Annotated in this window: 15 protein-coding genes and 2 tRNA genes; 11 read left to right on the top strand and 6 right to left on the bottom strand. The window is 65.8% G+C overall.

Annotated elements, in window-relative coordinates:
• The first annotated feature begins 36 nt into the window (after positions 1 to 36).
• Positions 37 to 696 (top strand): hypothetical protein, encoded by a 660-nt coding sequence (locus ACHL_RS10940; RefSeq protein WP_015937354.1) that lies wholly within the window; start codon positions 37 to 39, stop codon positions 694 to 696.
• Between the two features lie 76 nt (positions 697 to 772).
• Here ACHL_RS10940 and ACHL_RS10935 read toward each other — a convergent pair whose 3' ends face one another.
• Both ACHL_RS10935 and ACHL_RS10930 read right to left on the bottom strand, forming a co-directional pair.
• The gene (locus ACHL_RS10935; RefSeq protein ID WP_015937353.1) at positions 773 to 1,222 is read right to left on the bottom strand and encodes a globin; all 450 of its coding nucleotides are present in this window, start codon (positions 1,220 to 1,222) and stop codon (positions 773 to 775) included.
• A 2-nt stretch (positions 1,223 to 1,224) separates the two neighbouring features.
• Positions 1,225 to 1,911, bottom strand: coding sequence for a mechanosensitive ion channel family protein (locus tag ACHL_RS10930; protein ID WP_015937352.1), 687 nt, complete (start codon positions 1,909 to 1,911; stop codon positions 1,225 to 1,227).
• A 66-nt stretch (positions 1,912 to 1,977) separates the two neighbouring features.
• Here ACHL_RS10930 and ACHL_RS10925 point away from each other — a divergent pair, with 66 nt between their 5' ends.
• Positions 1,978 to 2,994 (top strand): NAD-dependent epimerase/dehydratase family protein, encoded by a 1,017-nt coding sequence (locus tag ACHL_RS10925; RefSeq protein ID WP_015937351.1) that lies wholly within the window; start codon positions 1,978 to 1,980, stop codon positions 2,992 to 2,994.
• Here the strand turns inward: ACHL_RS10925 and ACHL_RS10920 are convergent.
• Both ACHL_RS10920 and pepN read right to left on the bottom strand, forming a co-directional pair.
• Positions 2,991 to 3,464 carry an OsmC family protein gene (locus ACHL_RS10920; RefSeq protein WP_015937350.1) on the bottom strand — a complete coding sequence of 158 codons (474 nt, stop codon included), beginning with the start codon at positions 3,462 to 3,464 and terminating at the stop codon, positions 2,991 to 2,993. The genes ACHL_RS10925 and ACHL_RS10920 overlap by 4 nt on opposite strands.
• Before the next feature lie 18 nt (positions 3,465 to 3,482).
• Positions 3,483 to 6,035 carry an aminopeptidase N gene (pepN, locus tag ACHL_RS10915; RefSeq protein WP_043793978.1) on the bottom strand — a complete coding sequence of 851 codons (2,553 nt, stop codon included), beginning with the start codon at positions 6,033 to 6,035 and terminating at the stop codon, positions 3,483 to 3,485.
• 177 nt (positions 6,036 to 6,212) lie between these two features.
• Between pepN and ACHL_RS10910 the strand changes: the two genes are divergently transcribed.
• The 3 genes from ACHL_RS10910 to ACHL_RS10900 all read left to right on the top strand — a co-directional run bounded on the left by ACHL_RS10910 (position 6,213) and on the right by ACHL_RS10900 (position 8,759).
• Complete coding sequence (locus ACHL_RS10910; RefSeq protein WP_015937348.1) at positions 6,213 to 7,232, top strand: hypothetical protein; 1,020 nt, start codon at positions 6,213 to 6,215, stop codon at positions 7,230 to 7,232.
• Positions 7,233 to 7,311: 79 nt separating this feature from the next.
• Positions 7,312 to 7,806, top strand: a complete 495-nt coding sequence (locus ACHL_RS10905) for a ribose-5-phosphate isomerase (protein ID WP_015937347.1) — start codon at positions 7,312 to 7,314, stop codon at positions 7,804 to 7,806.
• A complete protein-coding gene (locus ACHL_RS10900) occupies positions 7,806 to 8,759 on the top strand; it encodes an Fpg/Nei family DNA glycosylase (protein WP_015937346.1) in 954 nt (317 codons plus the stop codon). Before ACHL_RS10905 ends, ACHL_RS10900 begins: the two co-directional genes overlap by 1 nt.
• A gap of 76 nt (positions 8,760 to 8,835) precedes the next feature.
• Here ACHL_RS10900 and ACHL_RS10895 read toward each other — a convergent pair.
• Positions 8,836 to 8,909, bottom strand: a tRNA-Gly gene (locus ACHL_RS10895).
• A 132-nt stretch (positions 8,910 to 9,041) separates the two neighbouring features.
• Here ACHL_RS10895 and ACHL_RS10890 point away from each other — a divergent pair.
• From ACHL_RS10890 to ACHL_RS10865, 6 genes are all read left to right on the top strand, one after another.
• Positions 9,042 to 9,116: transfer RNA gene (locus ACHL_RS10890), tRNA-Pro, on the top strand.
• Positions 9,117 to 9,199: 83 nt separating this feature from the next.
• Positions 9,200 to 10,594 (top strand): trigger factor, encoded by a 1,395-nt coding sequence (gene tig / locus ACHL_RS10885; protein WP_015937345.1) that lies wholly within the window; start codon positions 9,200 to 9,202, stop codon positions 10,592 to 10,594.
• A 232-nt stretch (positions 10,595 to 10,826) separates the two neighbouring features.
• Complete coding sequence (locus ACHL_RS10880; protein WP_015937344.1) at positions 10,827 to 11,447, top strand: ATP-dependent Clp protease proteolytic subunit; 621 nt, start codon at positions 10,827 to 10,829, stop codon at positions 11,445 to 11,447.
• 40 nt (positions 11,448 to 11,487) lie between these two features.
• Positions 11,488 to 12,147, top strand: a complete 660-nt coding sequence (locus tag ACHL_RS10875; protein WP_015937343.1) for an ATP-dependent Clp protease proteolytic subunit — start codon at positions 11,488 to 11,490, stop codon at positions 12,145 to 12,147.
• Positions 12,148 to 12,322: 175 nt separating this feature from the next.
• Positions 12,323 to 13,603 carry an ATP-dependent Clp protease ATP-binding subunit ClpX gene (clpX, locus tag ACHL_RS10870; protein WP_015937342.1) on the top strand — a complete coding sequence of 427 codons (1,281 nt, stop codon included), beginning with the start codon at positions 12,323 to 12,325 and terminating at the stop codon, positions 13,601 to 13,603.
• Between the two features lie 73 nt (positions 13,604 to 13,676).
• Positions 13,677 to 14,288 carry a mycothiol-dependent nitroreductase Rv2466c family protein gene (locus ACHL_RS10865; protein ID WP_015937341.1) on the top strand — a complete coding sequence of 204 codons (612 nt, stop codon included), beginning with the start codon at positions 13,677 to 13,679 and terminating at the stop codon, positions 14,286 to 14,288.
• Between the two features lie 345 nt (positions 14,289 to 14,633).
• Here the strand turns inward: ACHL_RS10865 and valS are convergent, their stop codons facing one another.
• The gene (valS, locus tag ACHL_RS10860; protein ID WP_015937340.1) at positions 14,634 to 17,252 is read right to left on the bottom strand and encodes a valine--tRNA ligase; all 2,619 of its coding nucleotides are present in this window, start codon (positions 17,250 to 17,252) and stop codon (positions 14,634 to 14,636) included.
• Positions 17,253 to 17,309 lie beyond the last annotated feature (57 nt).

Below are 17,309 nucleotides of genomic sequence, written 5' to 3'. Positions count from 1 at the left end.
CCGCTCAAACAAGGCGCAGCCGGTAGTGTTCTTGGTGTGTCTGATCTTCTTACTTCGTCCTTCCGCTTCGCCGACCCGCGGGATCTTGCCGACCTGAAGACCTTCGCGACCCGCGCCAAAGCGATAGACGACGGCGCCATCCGGCTGCAGGCTGCCGGTTCCGTGCTGGCAGCCTACGTCTGCGTGCTGCGGCCGCGGGTCCTGGGCGAATCCACGCCCACCATCCTTGGCCTGCGCACCATGGAGCTTGCCACCCCTTCGGAAACCGATGTCACCGTGCCGCTGGCGGCGGTCCTGGACCGGCTGGCCCGGGCAGGCGCGGACGACGTCGAACTGCCCGTTCCGCCCACCACCGTCACCGAATCGTGGACGGGGGTAGGCGCCCCGCGCGGTGGGTGGGAGCTGCTGGGTTCGATCCCGGACGCGGAGCTGAAGTCCGCAGCGGAGGCCGGCATCGGCGAGGTGGCCGGCGCCGTGCCCAACAATCCCGGAGCGCTGATGGTGAACAATGCCCGCGCCGCGGTGTGGGGCCGGGAACTGGACGCCACCGGGCTGCCGGCCGGTGCTGCGTTCGCCGCCCTGGCCCTGGGGTTCCTGGCCGACGGCGACCAGAAGCTTTACCGGGCCGGCCGCTGGTTCCGGCTTTCCGGCAACCGCGGGCATGTCCTGGCACGGACCGGCAGCGGACTGCTCTAGCCGCCGGGCGGCCGGCAGTTCCGCATCCGGGAACACCGGCACTCAACCGGACTTCCCGTCGTCGTAAGTTTTCTTCCTAGGCGCCGGAGGGGCTGTTAATCATGGACAGCGCCGCGCGCTCCATATACTCCCACAGCGTGCCCTCATAGAGGGCCGGCAACTCCAGTGCATCCACTGCGGTGCGCATGTGGAACAGCCAGCGGTCCTTTGCCTCGGGCGTGACCTTGAAGGGCATGTGCCGCATCCGGAGCCGGGGATGGCCGCGTTCCTCACCGTACGTGGTGGGCCCGCCCCAGTACTGCTCCAGGAACATGAGGAAGCGCCGCTTGGCAGGCTCGAGGTCCTCTTCCGGGTACATGGGGCGCAGCAGCGGATCGGTGGCCACGCCGTCGTAGAACACATCGATCAGTTTGACGAACGTGTCGTGGCCGCCCACGGCGTCGTAAAAGCTGTCGGTGTAGGCCGGCTGGCTGAAGGGGTCATTCTGCATCAGCTGCGGCCGCTGCGGCTCAATGGGGAGGCTCATGGCTACTCTCCGGCTTTCTGCTGGGTCTTCGTGTTCTCGGCACCGTGGTCGGAGCTTTGGTCGGTGGTGCCCGTGGGCCCTTCATGCAGCGGCACGTAACGGCCCTGCGAACGGTTGCCCACCCGCAGGATCTCACCGTTGCGCAGGTACCAGATGGCGCCGTCGTCGGACCGGACCCGGGTGATGCGCAGGCCCATGGACTCCACCACTCCCACTACTTCACTGGTTTCAATGACGTCGCCGATGCCGAACTGGTCTTCAATGGTAATGAAGATTCCGGCCAGGAAGTCGCGGATCAGCTGCTGGGCGCCGAAGCCGATGGCCACACCCAGGATGCCCACGCTGGTCAGCAGCGGCGCAATATTGATGTCCAGGTTCTGCAGCACGTACATGCCGGTGATGACCACCACCAGAACGCCCACCACGCTGTTCAGCAGCGACCCGATGGTTTCCGCGCGCTGTACGCGCCGCTCGTGATCGAGCGCCCGCAAAGCCGGGGCCACCCATTTGAAGGTGCGCTTCTTGAAGAAATTGCTCCCGGCCGCCACACGCGTGGTGATGCGCGAAATGACGAACGTTGCCACCAGCCAGACGGCGACGCCCACACCGAGGCTGATCACAATCCCGGTAATGCTGATGCCGTCCGGATCGGTGGTGGCGGACGGAAGAACTGACAACATGCTGACCATATGCGGGAAATACTCCTTGAAACTTGGCTCTGTTCACCTTCAACCCTAGCGCCGTAGCGTGGAGCAATGCGCATCCTCGTCCTGGGCGGAACCGCCTTCCTGTCAGCAGAAATCGCCCGCCAGGCCATAGCCGCAGGCCAGCGCGTAACGTGCCTGGCCAGGGGCACGTCGGGGCGGCCGCCCGGGCGTGCGGTATGGCTGCAGGCGGACCGTTCACTGGGCGCGAACGCCTACGACGACGCGGCCAGGGAATGGGATGCCGTGATCGAGGTGGCTCGCGACCCGGCCCTGGCACGCGATGCGCTGGAAAGCCTTGCGGCACGCGCTGGACACTGGACCCTGGTGTCCAGCTGTTCGGTCTATGCGGACCATTCGGTTCCCGGCGCCGCCGAGGACACGGCCCTGCTGCAGCCGCTGCCGGACGGGGAGGCATCAACGCCGGAAACCTACGGCGAGTCGAAGACGGCCATCGAAGCGGCCACCGCGGAAGCAACCGGCGGCAGGGCCCATATTGTCCGTGCAGGCCTTATCGCCGGGCCGGGCGACGGCTCCGACCGCTACGGCTACTGGCCGGCCCGCTTCGCCCGGGACAACACGCCTGTGGTGGTCCCGGATATCGGAACGGCCCCCACCCAGGTCATCGACGTCCGGGATCTCGCGGCATGGATCCTCAAAGCCGCCGGCCAGGGAATTACGGGCGCCCTGAACGCCATAGGGGACCAGGTGCCTTTCGCCGCCTACATGGCCGCGTCCCGGGAGGCCGCAGGCCACACCGGCCACATCCTGGATGCACCGCCGGAGTGGCTCGCGAGCCAGGGCATCGCCTACTGGTCAGGGCCTGATTCGCTGCCGTTGTGGCTCCCGCCCGGCCATGACGGGTTCATGGCCCGCAGCAACCAGGCGGCCAAGGCGGCGGGTCTGGTGCTGCGCCCCTGGCAGGAAACCATCGCAGACGTCCTGCGGGATGAGCGTACCCGCGGGCTGGGCCGGCCACGCAACGCCGGGCTGGCGCCGGAAACCGAAGCCAAGCTGGCCCGCCTGCTCCAGCAGGGAGGGCGGGCCAGCGCCGGTAACGTTGCCTAAGCCACCACAGTGACGGGATCGTGGCCCACCGGGAAGTTCACGCTCCGGGCAATGAAGCAGACCTGGTTGGCCTCATGATGCAGCGACGCCGCCAGTTCCGCCTGCCCCGGGTCCGCCACGGTGACCCGCGGATGCAGGGTAACGCTCTGGAACTGCCCGCTCCCGTCCCGGTTCAGCACCAGCTCCCCGGTGGCGTCGTCCCGGTAGTCCGTGACCACCACGCCGTGCTTCACCGCTACGTGGAGATAGGACAGCATGTGGCACTGGGCCAAAGCGGCCAGCAGCAACTGCTCCGGGTTATACCGCTCACGGTCACCGTGGAAGGTGGGGTCTGCCGAGCCTTTCAGGACCGGCAGGCCCGGAATGGCGATGTCGTGGTCCCGGGAGTAGCCGCGGTAGGACGAGGTCCCCTCACCGCGGTTACCTGTCCACTGGACGGTCAGGGCGTACTTGTGTTCATGCAGGCCCATGGCTGCGGTTCCTTCCTGTCAGGCGTCGGCGGCACGGGCGCGCAGGGCCCGGGCCACGCCGTCGCGGTTTTCCAGCATCATCCGGCGGAGCGCGGCGCTCTCCTGCGGGAGGGACGCCAGGAAAGCGTCCGTGCGGTCCACGGTGGCCTGGCTGGTCAGCAGGGCCGGGTAGAGGCCAACGACGATCTGCTGGGCCAGTGCGTGCGTGCGGGTGGCCACGATGCCCGGGACGGCGGCGAAGTACTTCTCCGCGTAGGGTTCCAGCAGTGACCGGTCCAGCACCCGCATGAACCCGGCCACGGCCGAACCCTGCAACGCATTGGACAGATCGCCCTTGACCACGATTGACTCCCAGGCGGCGGCTTTGGCCTCGGGGGTCGGGATGGCCGCCGAGGCCAGGGCCGCAGCGTTCTGGCCGCTGGCGGTCTTGTCCCGCTCCAGTTCGGCGTCGATCCCGTCCTGTCCGAGCCTGCCGCCGGCCACCAGGGAAGCCACCAGCTCCCAGCGCAGGTCCTGGTCCACGGTCAGTCCATCCAGGGTGGCTGATCCGTCCAGGAGCCCTGCCACCCGGTCCAGCTGGGATGTGCTGCCGGCCAGCAGCGCAAAGGACTTAACGAACTGGAGCTGGGCGTCCGAACCGCCGGCAACTTCCTGGGCCAGCTCCCAGAGCCGGTCCGCGGCCGCGGAGGTGGTGGCCTCGCGGTGATCCTCGGCTACGTAGAAGTTCAGCGTGGTGGCGAGCTGGCGCAGCTGCACCAGGATGACTGAGGAATCTGTTTCCGCGGCGACATTGGCCAGGACCAGCTCCACGTAGGCACGCGCCGGAGTTTCGCCGTCGCGCGCCGCGTCCCACGCCGAATTCCAGACCAGCGTGCGCGGCAGGCTGTCCTGGAAGTCCTTCAGGTGGGCTGTGGCGGTGGCCAGGGACTTCGGGTCGAGGCGGACCTTGGCGTAGGCAAGGTCGTCATCGTTGACAAGGATGAGGTCCGGCTGCTTGAGTCCGGCCAGGGCAGGGACGTCGGTGCGTTCGCCGTCGACGTCCAGTTCCTCGCGGTGCACGCGCTCAAGCCTGCCGGCGGCGCTCAGGTTGTAGAACCCCACAGCCAGCCGGTGCGGACGGATGGTGGGCCACTCGGGTACGGCGGACTGCAGGATGGCGAAGGAGCGCAACGTCCCGTCGGAATCCACGTCCAGTTCGGGAACCAGCGTGTTCACCCCCGCGGTCTCCAGCCACTGCCGTCCCCAGTTGTCCAGGTCGCGGCCGCTGGCTTTCTCGAGCTCCACCAACAGGTCGCTCAGCTCGGTGTTGGCCCAGGAGTGCTTGGCAAAGTATTCCCGGACGCCGGCCATGAACTGCTCCGGACCCACCCAGGCCACCAGCTGCCGCAGGACCGAGGCGCCCTTGGCGTAGGTGATGCCGTCGAAGTTCACCTCAACGTCCTGCAGGTCGTTGATCTCAGCGAAGATCGGGTGGGTGGTGGGCAGCTGGTCCTGGCGGTAGGCCCAGGACTTCTCCACCGACGCGAATGTGGTCCAGGCGCTTGTGAAGGACGTGGCCTCCACGGCCGCCAGGTGCGACATGTACTCGGCGAAGGACTCGTTCAGCCACAAATCGTTCCACCACCGCATGGTCACCAGGTCGCCGAACCACATGTGCGCGAGCTCGTGGAGCACCGTGATGGCACGCCGTTCAATCTGCGCCCCCGTCACCTTGCTCCGGAAGACGTAGCCCTCCAGGATGGTCACGGCACCTGCGTTCTCCATGGCGCCGGCGTTGAACTCCGGCACGAACAGCTGGTCATACTTTTCGAACGGGTAGGGGCAGCCGAACTGTGCCTCGAAGAAGCCGAAGCCCTGGCGCGTGAGTTCGAAGATATTGTCCGCATCCAGGTACTGCATGAGCGACTTGCGGGCAAAGACTCCCAGCGGGATGACCCGCCCGTCGGAGCTTGTAACCTCGCTGCGGACCGACTGGTACGGGCCCGCAATCAGGGCTGTCACGTAGGAGGACAGCCGTGGAGTCGGTGCAAAGGTCCACACGGAGCGGGCTCCGCCGTCGCCGGAGGCGGAGGTTTCGGCCGGTGTGGGCGTGGGGGAGTTCGAGATGACGTCCCAGTGCGAGGGGGCGGTGACAGTGAAGGCGAACGTCGCCTTCAGGTCCGGCTGCTCGAAGACGGCGAACATCCTCCGGGAATCGGGCACTTCGAACTGCGTGTACAGGTAGACCTCGCTGTCCACGGGGTCAACGAAACGGTGCAGGCCCTCACCGGTGTTCATGTACGGGGCATCCGCCACCACCGTCAGCTCATTGTGTTCCTGCAGGCCCGGCAGCTGGATCCGCACACCGTCGGCCACAGCAGCGGGGTCCAGGCTTTGACCGTTCAGGGTCACGCTGTGCACCGTGTGCGTTACGGCATCGATGAACGTCTCTGCCCCGGCAACGGCCCCGAATTTCACTGTCGTGGTGCTGCCGAACACCTCACTGCCGCGGGTCAGGTCCAGGCTGACCTCGTAGGACTCGACGGTTATCAGTTCGGCGCGGGCGCGGGCTTCATCGCGCGTCAGGTTCATGCCTGGCAAGGAGACCTCCAGAAGACGTTGGCTGCTGCGGCGCCGGCGGTAGCCGGCTCCGGCTCTGATCATTCTTACACTGCCCGGACCCTGCCACGTTGCGCAGGTCACGTCCCCGTCACACCTTTCCGCTCCGGCCCCTCCGGGGGTGACCGCCCGCGGGGGTAGCGTTAATCCATGGGAAAGATTCTGGACAGGGTGGACCGGAAGGCGCTGCGTTTCGTCATCGGCTTCCCCGTGGTCCTGGCCGGCGCGTTTGTCTTCTGCGCGGCACTGCTGCGCCGTGACCTTCCGGAGCCGCTCGCCATCCAGTGGACGGACGACGGCGGCGCCGCCTTCGCTCCGTTCGGCGCCTATGCGGGCGGGGGAGCAGCCCTGATCCTTGCCGCGGGCTGGCTGGTCCTCTCGCAGGCACTGCCGCTGGGCAGGCCCGCCGTCATGCGCCGGATCATGATGGGCGTCGGGCTGTTCCTGAGCCTCTTCGTGACCACCGTGCTCGCTGCCGGCCTGGTGGGCCAGGCAGGCGTCACCGATGCGCGCAACTCGCACGTCGACCTGACAGTCCTGGCGTTGGGGAGCGGAGCGGCGGTTTCCCTGGGAGTCACCCTGGCCATGGTCTACAAAGCGGACCAGCACTGGTCCGTGGACGACGACCGGGCGCTGCAGCGCGCCCTGATCCGGGAAGCCGACCCCGACCTGACGGCGGACACCGTCCGGTTGTGGGTGCATGCACGCAGTTCGGTCTTCGTCATGATCGGCATCGCCTCACTCTTCCCCGCCGCGCTCATCGCCATCGCGCTTCCCTGGCTCGGTGGCCTCCTGGTTCTCCTCGCCGTGGTGGGAGCGGGCTTCCTCTTCGCCCGGGTGAAGGCTGACAGGTACGGGCTGAAGGTCCTCCTGGCCGGCGTCCTGCCGGTCATGGATGTTCCGGCCGGATCCATCACCGCCGCCAGCGCAGCAGACTTGAAGGCAGCAGACTACGGCGGGTGGGGCTACCGGCACCACGGCGGCACCGACGCCATGCTCGTGGGCAGCGGCCCCGCCGTCGTCGTCAGCAAGACCGACGGCCGGCGCCTCGCCGTCAGCGGCGGCAGCCAGGCATCCGCGGCGCGCCTTGCCGACGTCCTCACCCGGGTGGCCGCCAGGGCCCGGAAGGGAGGCGGCCCGTCATCCGGCGGGCATGGCCCGGGCTCCTAGTATCCTTGTCCGTGTTGTTTCCCGGGCCGGCGCCCACGCCGCCGGCCGCCAGCGCCGCCAAACCGAACGGAACCTGAACGTGACCTCATCCCCTTCCTTCCCGCGGGTCCACATCGCCACCGACCATGCAGGGATGGAGCTCAGCGCCCATCTGGTCTCCCACCTCACCGCCAAGGGCTACGACGTGGTGGACCACGGGCCCAAGGCCTACGACGCCCAGGACGACTACCCGTCCTTCTGCATCAACGCAGCCCTCGCCGTCGTGGCCGACCAGCAGGCAGGCGTCCACGCCCTGGGCATCGTGCTGGGCGGCTCGGGCAACGGCGAGCAGATCGCCGCCAACAAGGTCAAGGGCGTCCGGGCAGCACTGGCGTGGAACCTTTCCACCGCCACCCTGGCCCGTGAGCACAACGACGCCAACGTGGTGGCCGTCGGCGGCCGCCAGCACTCCGTGGAGGAAGCCACCGGGCTGATCGAGGCGTTCCTGGCCGAGCCGTTCAGCAATGACGAACGCCACGTCCGCCGGATCGGCAAGATCGCGGCTTACGAATCAACCGGCGAGGTCATCGAGTAGTGCCTGAAGGCCACTCCGTCCGCCGGCTGGCCCGCCAGTTCGGGGACGTCTTCACGGGAGAGCGCCTCGCTGTGTCCAGCCCGCAGGGCAGGTTCAGCGGGGGAGCGGCCCTGCTGGACGGCCACACCATGGTGGCCGCCGAAGCCCACGGCAAGCACCTGTTCCTGCACTTCGACAACGCCCGGGTGCTGCACGTACACCTTGGCCTGTACGGCGCGTGGAGCTTCGGCGGTGACCGGACGTTCACCGGGTCGTCCAGCATCGGAGCACCCCGCAGGGTAGGGGAGCAGGAGTCGCCCGCAAGCGGCGACGCCGACGCCTCCTACGCGGGGCCGCCCGCCCCCGTGGGTGCCGTCCGGGTCCGGCTGGCCAGCGGCCATGGCTGGGCCGACCTCCGCGGTGCCACGACGTGCGAAACGATCACCGAAGCCGAGGTACAGGCCGTCCTGGACCGGCTGGGCCCGGACCCGCTCAGGAACCTCCGGGGCGACGCGGGCCGCTTCGCCGCGAACCTGGCCGGCCGGAAGCCCACCATCGCCGCGCTCCTGATGGACCAGAAGATCATCGCCGGAGTGGGGAACGTCTACCGGGCTGAGGTGCTGTTCCGGCAACGGCTGGACCCCTACCTGCCCGGCGGGGCACTCAGTGACGCCGCCGCGCGCAAGCTCTGGCGCGACGTCGTGAACCTCATGTCCGACGGGGTGGCGGACGGCCGGATCATCACCACCGCCGCAAAATACTGGACCCGGCGCAACGGAAAAACCGGCAGGGTCAGGAACGCGGACGGCACCGTGTCGCTGCCGGCCAAAACCGCTTCGATGCCGGTCCGTGCCGACGCGCACTACGTCTACAAACGGAACGGGCTGCCCTGCCGGGTCTGCGGCACCGTGGTCCTTGCTGCCGAACTGGTGGGGCGGAACCTGTACTGGTGCCCGGTCTGCCAACACTCGTGATTGCCCGTCACATACAACCCGCCACACACATGCCGACATACACAAAAGGACCCCTCGGGTGAGGGGTCCTTTTCAGTGGAGGGGACGACGGGAATCGAACCCGCGTAATCAGTTTGGAAGACTGAGGCTTTACCATTAAGCTACGTCCCCGAAGGAAGCTCCGTTTTTTCGCGGAATCTTCGGGCTGGCTGTTCAAGCCGGATATAACTAAACCTAATCCATGGCCTACGTGTCAAATGTGCATTCGCGACGCGTATCACCGTAGACTTGCCTGTGCACTTACGGGGTGTAGCTCAGCTTGGCTAGAGCGCCTGCTTTGGGAGCAGGAAGTCGCAGGTTCGAATCCTGTCACCCCGACTCTGCGGCCCGGCCACTCGGATCGGGCAGGAACATGTGAGTTCCGCAGAAACCCATCCCACAATCCCAGGAGTACTTAGACCGTGAAGAGCGCTGTCGAGAACCTCACCCCCACGCGGGTCAAGCTCAACGTTGAGGTTCCCTTTGAGGAACTGAAGCCCAGCATCGACTCGGCTTACAAGACCGTAGCTTCGCAGATCCAGGTGCCCGGGTTCCGTAAGGGCAAGGTCCCCGCAAAGCTCATCGACCAGCGCGTCGGCCGCGGCTATGTCCTCGAAACCGCCATCAACGATGGCCTCAACGGCTGGTACCAGGCTGCCGTGCAGGAATCCGGCATCCGCCCGCTGAGCCGTCCCGAGGTTGAGATCACCGAGGTTCCGGACCCCTCCGCCACCGACGGCGGCCTGAAGTTCGCTGCCGAGGTTGACGTCCGCCCCGAGATCGAGCTGCCCGACTACGCTGGCATCAAGGTTGAGGTTGCTGCCGCCGAGTCCTCCGACGCAGACGTGGACAAGGCCCTGGACGAACTCCGCGGCCGCTTCGGCACGCTGAAGTCCGTGGACCGTCCGGCCGCCGACGGTGACTTCCTCACCATCGACATCACCGCCACGATCGACGGCGAAGAGGTTGACTCCGCTGCAGGCCTGTCCTACCAGGTAGGCGCCGGCACCATGCTCGAAGGCATGGACGAGGCCGTCACCGGCCTCAGCGCCGACGAGGACGCGATCTTCGACACCACACTGGTGGGCGGCGACCACGCCGGCGAAGCCGCACAGGTGAAGGTTGCCGTCAAGGCCGTCAAGGAGCGCGAGCTGCCTGAGGCCAACGACGACTTCGCCCAGCTGGCTTCCGAGTTCGACACCCTCGCCGAACTGCGCGAAGACCTGGCCAAGCAGGCGGCTGAGTCCAAGGTTGTGGAGCAGGGCGTCGAAGCCCGCGACAAGGTCCTGGACAAGCTCGTTGAGCTGGTTGAGGTTCCCGTTCCGGACAGCGTTGTCGAAGAGCAGCTCGAGGCCCACTTCAAGGAAGGCAACGGCCACGGCGACGGCGAACACGACACCGAAGAACACCGTGAGGAAGTGCGCGCGAACACCGCCCGCGCGTTCCAGAACGAGATCATCCTCGACGCTATTGCCGAGAAGGAAGAAGTCGACGTCAGCCAGAACGAGCTGATCGACTACATCGTCACCACTGCCAGCCAGTACGGCATGGACCCCAACCAGTTCGCCCAGATCATCGATCAGAGCGGCCAGGTCCCCATGATGGTTTCCGAGGTCCGCCGCCGCAAGGCACTGGCAGTTGTGCTGGGCCAGGCCACGGTCACCGACTCCGAGGGCAACGCCGTTGACCTGAGCGATTTCGTCCGCCCCGGCGGCGAGGAGGAAGCTCCGGCCGCCGAGGTCACCGAGGCTGACACCGCTGAGGGCGAAGCCACTGAGGTTCCTGCCGAGGACGAGAAGGCTGAAGCCAAGGCATAGCCTCAACAGGCATTGACGAACGGCCCCCGGATCTGCTGATCCGGGGGCCGTTCGCGTTGAAACCCCGCGGCAGGGCGGCGGGCGCCGGCATCGTGCGCCGTCAGCGAACAGCCGCAGGGGCGCGAACAAAATGTCGGTGAAACCGGTTAGTGTCCAAGTAGTGATTTTCAGTGATGTCACCGTCACCAGCGAGAGGTAAGTAAACATGTCACAGCACCAAGAGGCCCCCCGGATGGCGACCGTCGATCCCGCAGCCCAGGACAACTACATTTACAACCGACTCCTGAAGGAGCGCATCATCTGGCTCGGGTCGGAGGTGCGTGACGACAACGCCAACGCCATCTGCTCGCAGCTGCTGCTCCTCTCTGCCGAGAACCCCGAAAAGGACATCTACCTTTACATCAACTCTCCCGGTGGATCCGTGACGGCCGGCATGGCCATCTACGACACCATGCAGTTCATCCCCAACGACGTCGTCACCGTGGCTACCGGCCTCGCCGCGTCCATGGGGCAGTTCCTGCTCTCCTCCGGCACCAAGGGCAAGCGCTACGCAACCCCCAACGCCCGCGTCCTGATGCACCAGCCCTCGGGCGGCATCGGCGGCACTGCCTCGGACATCAAGATCCAGGCTGAGCTCATCCTGCACATGAAGAAGGTCATGGCAGAGCTGACCGCCGACCAGACCGGCCAGACCGTCGAGACAATCCTCAAGGACAACGACCGCGACAAGTGGTTCACGGCCGCCGAAGCCCTCGAATACGGCTTCTTCGACAAGATCGCCGCGCACGCAGGCTCCGTCTCCGGCGGCGGCGGAACCTCCAACGGCTCCGGCCAGTCGTCCTCCGAGAACTAATTCCCGGCTACCAGAACCCTTTCGATCAGGAGCAATAACTATGAACTACAACTTCGGGTGGTCCGCCGGTAATCTTCCGTCCAGCCGCTACGTCCTGCCGCAGTTCGAGGAACGCACACCATACGGCTTCAAGCGCCAGGACCCTTACACCAAGCTCTTCGAGGACCGCATCATCTTCCTCGGGGTGCAGGTGGACGACGCTTCGGCCGATGACATCATGGCCCAGCTGCTGGTGCTCGAGTCCACTGACCCGGACCGCGACATCACCCTGTACATCAACTCTCCCGGCGGCTCGTTCACGGCCATGACCGCCATTTACGACACCATGCAGTACATCCGCCCGGAAATCCAGACGGTGTGCCTGGGCCAGGCCGCCAGCGCCGCAGCCGTCCTGCTTGCCGCGGGTACCCCGGGCAAGCGCCTGGCACTGCCCAACGCACGCGTCCTGATCCACCAGCCCGCCCTGTCCGGCGGCCAGGGCGGACAGGCATCGGACCTGGAGATCCAGGCAGCCGAAGTGATGCGCATGCGGTCCTGGCTCGAGGACACCCTCGCCCACCACTCCGGCCGGACGTCCGAGCAGGTCAACAATGACATTGAACGCGACAAGATCCTGACCGCGGCAGAGGCACAGTCCTACGGCCTGATCGACCAGGTCCTCGATTCACGCAAGATCAAACCTCAGGCAATTACGAGGTAGCAGTACCCAAAGGCCGGCGGGGCCAGTTCATTTTGGCCCCGCCGGCCTTTTCCTTCCACCCTTGGGAGCCAATGTGACCTAGAGTGGAAGTTGTCACAAACCGGCCCGCACGGTCCGGGGAAGATTCCAGCAACGGTGCAAGCTGCGCGGCAGCAGGATACTAAGGGGTTCACATATGGCTCGGATTGGCGAGAGCACGGATCTGCTGAAGTGCTCTTTCTGCGGAAAGAGCCAGAAGCAGGTGCGGAAGCTCATTGCCGGGCCCGGTGTCTACATCTGCGATGAGTGCATCGAACTGTGCAACGAAATCATCGAAGAGGAACTCGCCGAGGTCGCCGACCTCGGCAGCTTTGAACTGCCCAAGCCACGGGAGATCTTCGACTTCCTGCAGGAATACGTCATTGGCCAGGAACCGGCCAAACGGTCCCTCGCCGTCGCGGTCTACAACCACTACAAACGCATCCAGGCCGGGCACGCGCCGAAGTCCGGGAACCTTGGCGACGGCGGCCACCACGACGACGTCGAGATCGCCAAGTCGAACATCCTGCTGATCGGCCCCACGGGCTGCGGGAAAACCTACCTCGCCCAAACGCTCGCCCGCCGCCTCAACGTGCCGTTCGCCGTCGCCGACGCCACCGCGCTGACCGAAGCCGGGTACGTCGGCGAGGACGTCGAAAACATCCTCCTGAAGCTCATCCAGGCCGCGGACTACGACGTCAAGAAGGCCGAACAGGGCATCATCTACATCGACGAGATCGACAAAATCTCGCGGAAGAGCGAAAACCCCTCGATCACCCGCGATGTTTCCGGTGAGGGCGTGCAGCAGGCACTCCTGAAGATCCTCGAAGGCACTGTTGCCTCCGTGCCGCCGCAGGGCGGACGCAAGCACCCGCACCAGGAATTCATCCAGATCGACACCACCAACGTCCTCTTCATCGTTGCAGGTGCCTTCGCCGGGCTGGAAGAGATCATCGGATCCCGGTCCGGCCGCAAGGGTATCGGCTTCGGTGCACCCCTGAACGAAGCCAGCAAGAAGGCGGACTCCTACGGCGAAGTCATGCCGGAGGACCTGCTCAAGTTCGGCCTGATTCCCGAGTTCATCGGCCGCCTCCCGGTCATCACCACTGTTTCCAACCTGGACCGTGACGCCCTGATCCAGATCCTGTCCACGCCCAAGAACGCCCTGGTCAAGCAGTACCAGAAGATGTTCCAGATCGACGGCGTGGAGCTGGTCTTCGATGACGGCGCACTGGATGCAATCGCCGACCAAGCACTGGAGCGCGGCACCGGAGCCCGTGGCCTGCGCGCCATCCTTGAGGAAGTCCTGCTCCCGGTGATGTTCGATCTTCCCAGCAGGGAAGACGTGGCCAGCGTGGTCATCACCGAGGATGTTGTCCTCCGCGGCGCCGAGCCCACCATGATCCCGCACGTGACCAAGCGGCGGAAGTCCGCCTGAGCCGCGTTGCCCGCAATACCCCCGTCAGTGGTGGCTGCCGCTTGCGCAGCCGCCCCTATCCCAAGGATTAGCCATGACTGAAACCGCCAAGAGCCGCGCCGACTTCTGGTTTGATCCGCTGTGCCCGTTCGCCTGGATCACTTCACGCTGGATCGGCGAGGTGGAAGCCGTCCGCGACATCGAAACCGTCTGGCACGTCATGAGCCTGGCAGTCCTCAACGAAGGACGCGACCTCGACCCCGCGTACCGTGAGTCCATGGACAACGCGTGGGGCATGGTCCGGGTGATCATCGCCGCCCAGCAACACGGAGACGCAACCGTCAAGGCGCTCTACGATGCCATGGGCACCCTGATCCACGAAGGCGGCGAGAAGGACCGGTCCGTCGTCATCACCAAGGCCCTGGCGGAGTGCGGGCTTCCTGCCTCCCTGGCAGAGGCTGCGGAGTCCGACGCCTATGATGCCCAGCTCCGGGCCAGCCATGAAGAAGGCATCTCCCTCGTGGGCCAGGACGTCGGCACCCCCGTGGTGGCCTTCAACGGAACGGCATTCTTCGGCCCGGTCCTCACCCGCATCCCGCGGGGTGAGGTGGCCGGCAAGCTGTGGGACGCCACCACGGCAATTGCCTCCTACCCGCACTTCTTCGAGCTGAAGCGCAGCCGTACCGAAAACCCCGAATTCGGCTGAGCCGGCGCGCGGCTGCCGCTGCTGAAGACTTCAAGGGCCCCGGAAGAACTACTGCCATGTAGTTCTTCCGGGGCCCTTGTGATCTCCCGCGCATAGGATCAAAATAGTTCTTACCAACTTCGAAAGAAGGGGGACGCAGGAACCAAAGATCCAGTGAAATGTATTCGACGCAGCCTTTGGCGACGCCGGATTCGAGCTACCAGTGACGAGGTAGGAAGACCTGGAAATCCCCGGATCCTGCCAGACCATCAAGTTCGTCACGAGATGGCCGAAAAGTCGAAGCCCCACCAACGGCAAAACGCTGATGGGGCTTCCCCTTTGCCCTGAAACAGGGCGTGTACCGGACTAGACGGCCGCTGTCTCCTCAGGGGCAGCCAGGGTCACGTCGCTTACGGTCAGTTCCCCTTCGCCCACCACCAGGGTGATCTCCCGGGCATTGGACGCCGCCCTCAAATCGGACAGGCCGGCCTTCAGCTGGGTGGTCAGGGCCTCCGGGGCGCTGATGGTTGCCGAGAGGACCTCGGTGCGCTGCTTCACCTTTGCCTCGGACTTTGCCTTGCGGACACCACTGAGCGCATTACCGACTGTGGCCAGCATGGTGGTGTCGCCATCAACCTCAACACTTGCCGGCCACGCGGCACGGTGAACCGAGCCCGTGCGCCACCAGCCCCAGACTTCCTCGGTGGCAAACGGCAGGAACGGTGCGAACAGGCGCAGCAGCGTGTCCAGTGTGGTGGCCAGGGCCGCCAGCACCGATGCCTGCTCCGCTTCGCCGGCCGCCCCGTAGGCGCGGTCCTTGATGAGCTCCACATAGTCGTCCGTGAACTGCCAGAAGAAGGTTTCGGTCAGCTGCAGCGCCCGGGCGTAGTCGTAGTTCTCGAACGCCTTGGTGGCCTGGGCAACGACGTCGGACAACTGGGCCAGAAGGGCACGGTCCAGCGGGTTCGTGAGGACGGACAGGTCCGCCGAAACCACCGAGTTCTCCGTGGCACCGAGGTTCAGCACGAACTTCGAGGCGTTCAGGAGCTTGATGGCCAGGCGGCGGCCGATCTTCATCTGGGCGATCTCGTATGCGGTGTCCGCGCCGAGCTTGGCAGACGCCGCCCAGTAGCGGACGGCGTCCGAGCCGTATTCGTTGAGGACATCCGTGGGTACCACCACGTTGCCCTTGGACTTGGACATCTTTTTGCGGTCCGGATCCAGGATCCAGCCGGAGATGGCTGCGTGCTTCCACGGCGCGGTCTTCTGCAGTGCATCGGCACGGACAGCGGAGGAGAACAGCCAGGTGCGGATGATGTCATGACCCTGCGGGCGGAGGTCGAAGGGGAAGACCTTGTTGAACAGGGTCTCGTCCCGGCTCCAGCCACCCACGATCTGCGGGGTCAGCGAGGACGTGGCCCACGTGTCCAGGACGTCCGCGTCGCCGGTGAAGCCGTTGGGCTGGTCGCGCAGGGATTCGTCGAAGCCGGGGGCTGCATCCGCCTCAGGGTCCACCGGCAGCATGTCATCCGAGGGCAGGACGGGGTTCTCGTAGTCCGGGTTGCCCTGGGCGTCCAGCGGGTACCAGACGGGGATGGGCACGCCGAAGAACCGCTGCCGGGATACCAGCCAGTCACCGTTCAGGCCGGCAATCCAGTTCTCGTAGCGGGAGCGCATGAAGGCCGGGTGGAAGTTGATCTCCTGGCCCCTGGCGATCAGGCGTTCGCGGCGCTCTTCATCGCGGCCGCCGTTGCGGATGTACCACTGGCGCGAGGTGACCACTTCGAGGGGCTTGTCGCCCTTTTCAAAGAAGTTCACCGGGTGGGTGATCTTCTTCGGCTCACCGTCCAGCAGGCCCGCAGCACCGAGCAGTTCCACCACAGCTTCTTTGGCGGAGAACGCCGTCTTGCCGGCGATCGCAGCGTAGGCTTCCTTGCCGGCTTCAGTGGTGATCCAGTCCGGAGTTTCGGCGATGATGCGGCCGTCGCGGCCCATGATGGCCCGGGTGGGCAGCTGGAGTTCACGCCACCAGGTGACGTCGGTGAGGTCGCCGAAGGTACACACCATGGCGATGCCTGAGCCCTTGTCGGCCTTGGCCAGCGGGTGCGCCTTGACCTCAAGCTCCACGTCGAAGAGGGGAGACCGCACGGTCTTGCCGAACAGCGGCTGGTACCGCTCGTCGTCGGGGTTTGCCACCAGTGCGGCACACGCGGCCAGGAGTTCCGGGCGGGTGGTCTCGATGAAGATTTTGTCGCCCGCTTCGGTGAAGAACGGGTAGCGGTAGTACGCGCCGGGAACCTCGCGGTCCTCCAGCTCGGCCTGGGCAACGGCGGTCCGGAAGGTAACGTCCCACAGGGTGGGCGCCTCGGCCATGTAGGCGTCACCGGCGGCCAGGTTGGCCAGGAACGCGCGCTGGGAGACGGCGCGGGAGGTGTCGTCGATGGTGCGGTAGGTCAGGTTCCAGTCGACGGACAGGCCGAGGGTCTGGAACAGGTTTTCGAAGACCTTCTCATCCTCGACGGCGAGTTCCTCGCACAGTTCGATGAAGTTCTGGCGCGACACCACGTCGAAGTCGCGCTGGTTCTTGGCAGGCTGTGCCGGCGGCCGGTAGTCGGCGTTGTAAGGGATGGCGGGATCGCAGCGCACACCGTAGTAGTTCTGCACCCGGCGCTCGGTGGGCAGGCCATTGTCGTCCCAGCCCATGGGGTAGAAGACGTTCTTGCCGGTCATCCGCATGTACCGCGCCTGGACGTCGGTCTGCGTGAAGGAGAACATGTGGCCCACGTGCAGCGAGCCCGAGGCCGTCGGCGGGGGAGTGTCGATCGAGTAGACCTGCTCCCGGGTGGTGTCCGGGTTGAACCTGTAGGTTCCTTCATCCAGCCAGCGCCGGGTCAGGGCGGCCTCAAGGCCCTCCAGTGCCGGCTTGTCGGGAACGTTGATGGGGGCGGTGGTGGGCGTGTCTGTACCCTGTATGTCTTCAGCCATTGGGCAATTCTTTCATGCTCCGTTCAATCCCGGAGAAACGCTGGGAGCCGGCGCAGC

Origin of the sequence: Pseudarthrobacter chlorophenolicus A6 (genome assembly GCF_000022025.1) — a bacterium.
In the GTDB taxonomy this organism is placed as follows: Bacteria; Actinomycetota; Actinomycetes; order Actinomycetales; family Micrococcaceae; genus Arthrobacter; species Arthrobacter chlorophenolicus.
The sequence above is the reverse complement of the archived record's forward strand: the minus strand, read 5'-3'. Positions and strand labels throughout refer to the sequence as shown.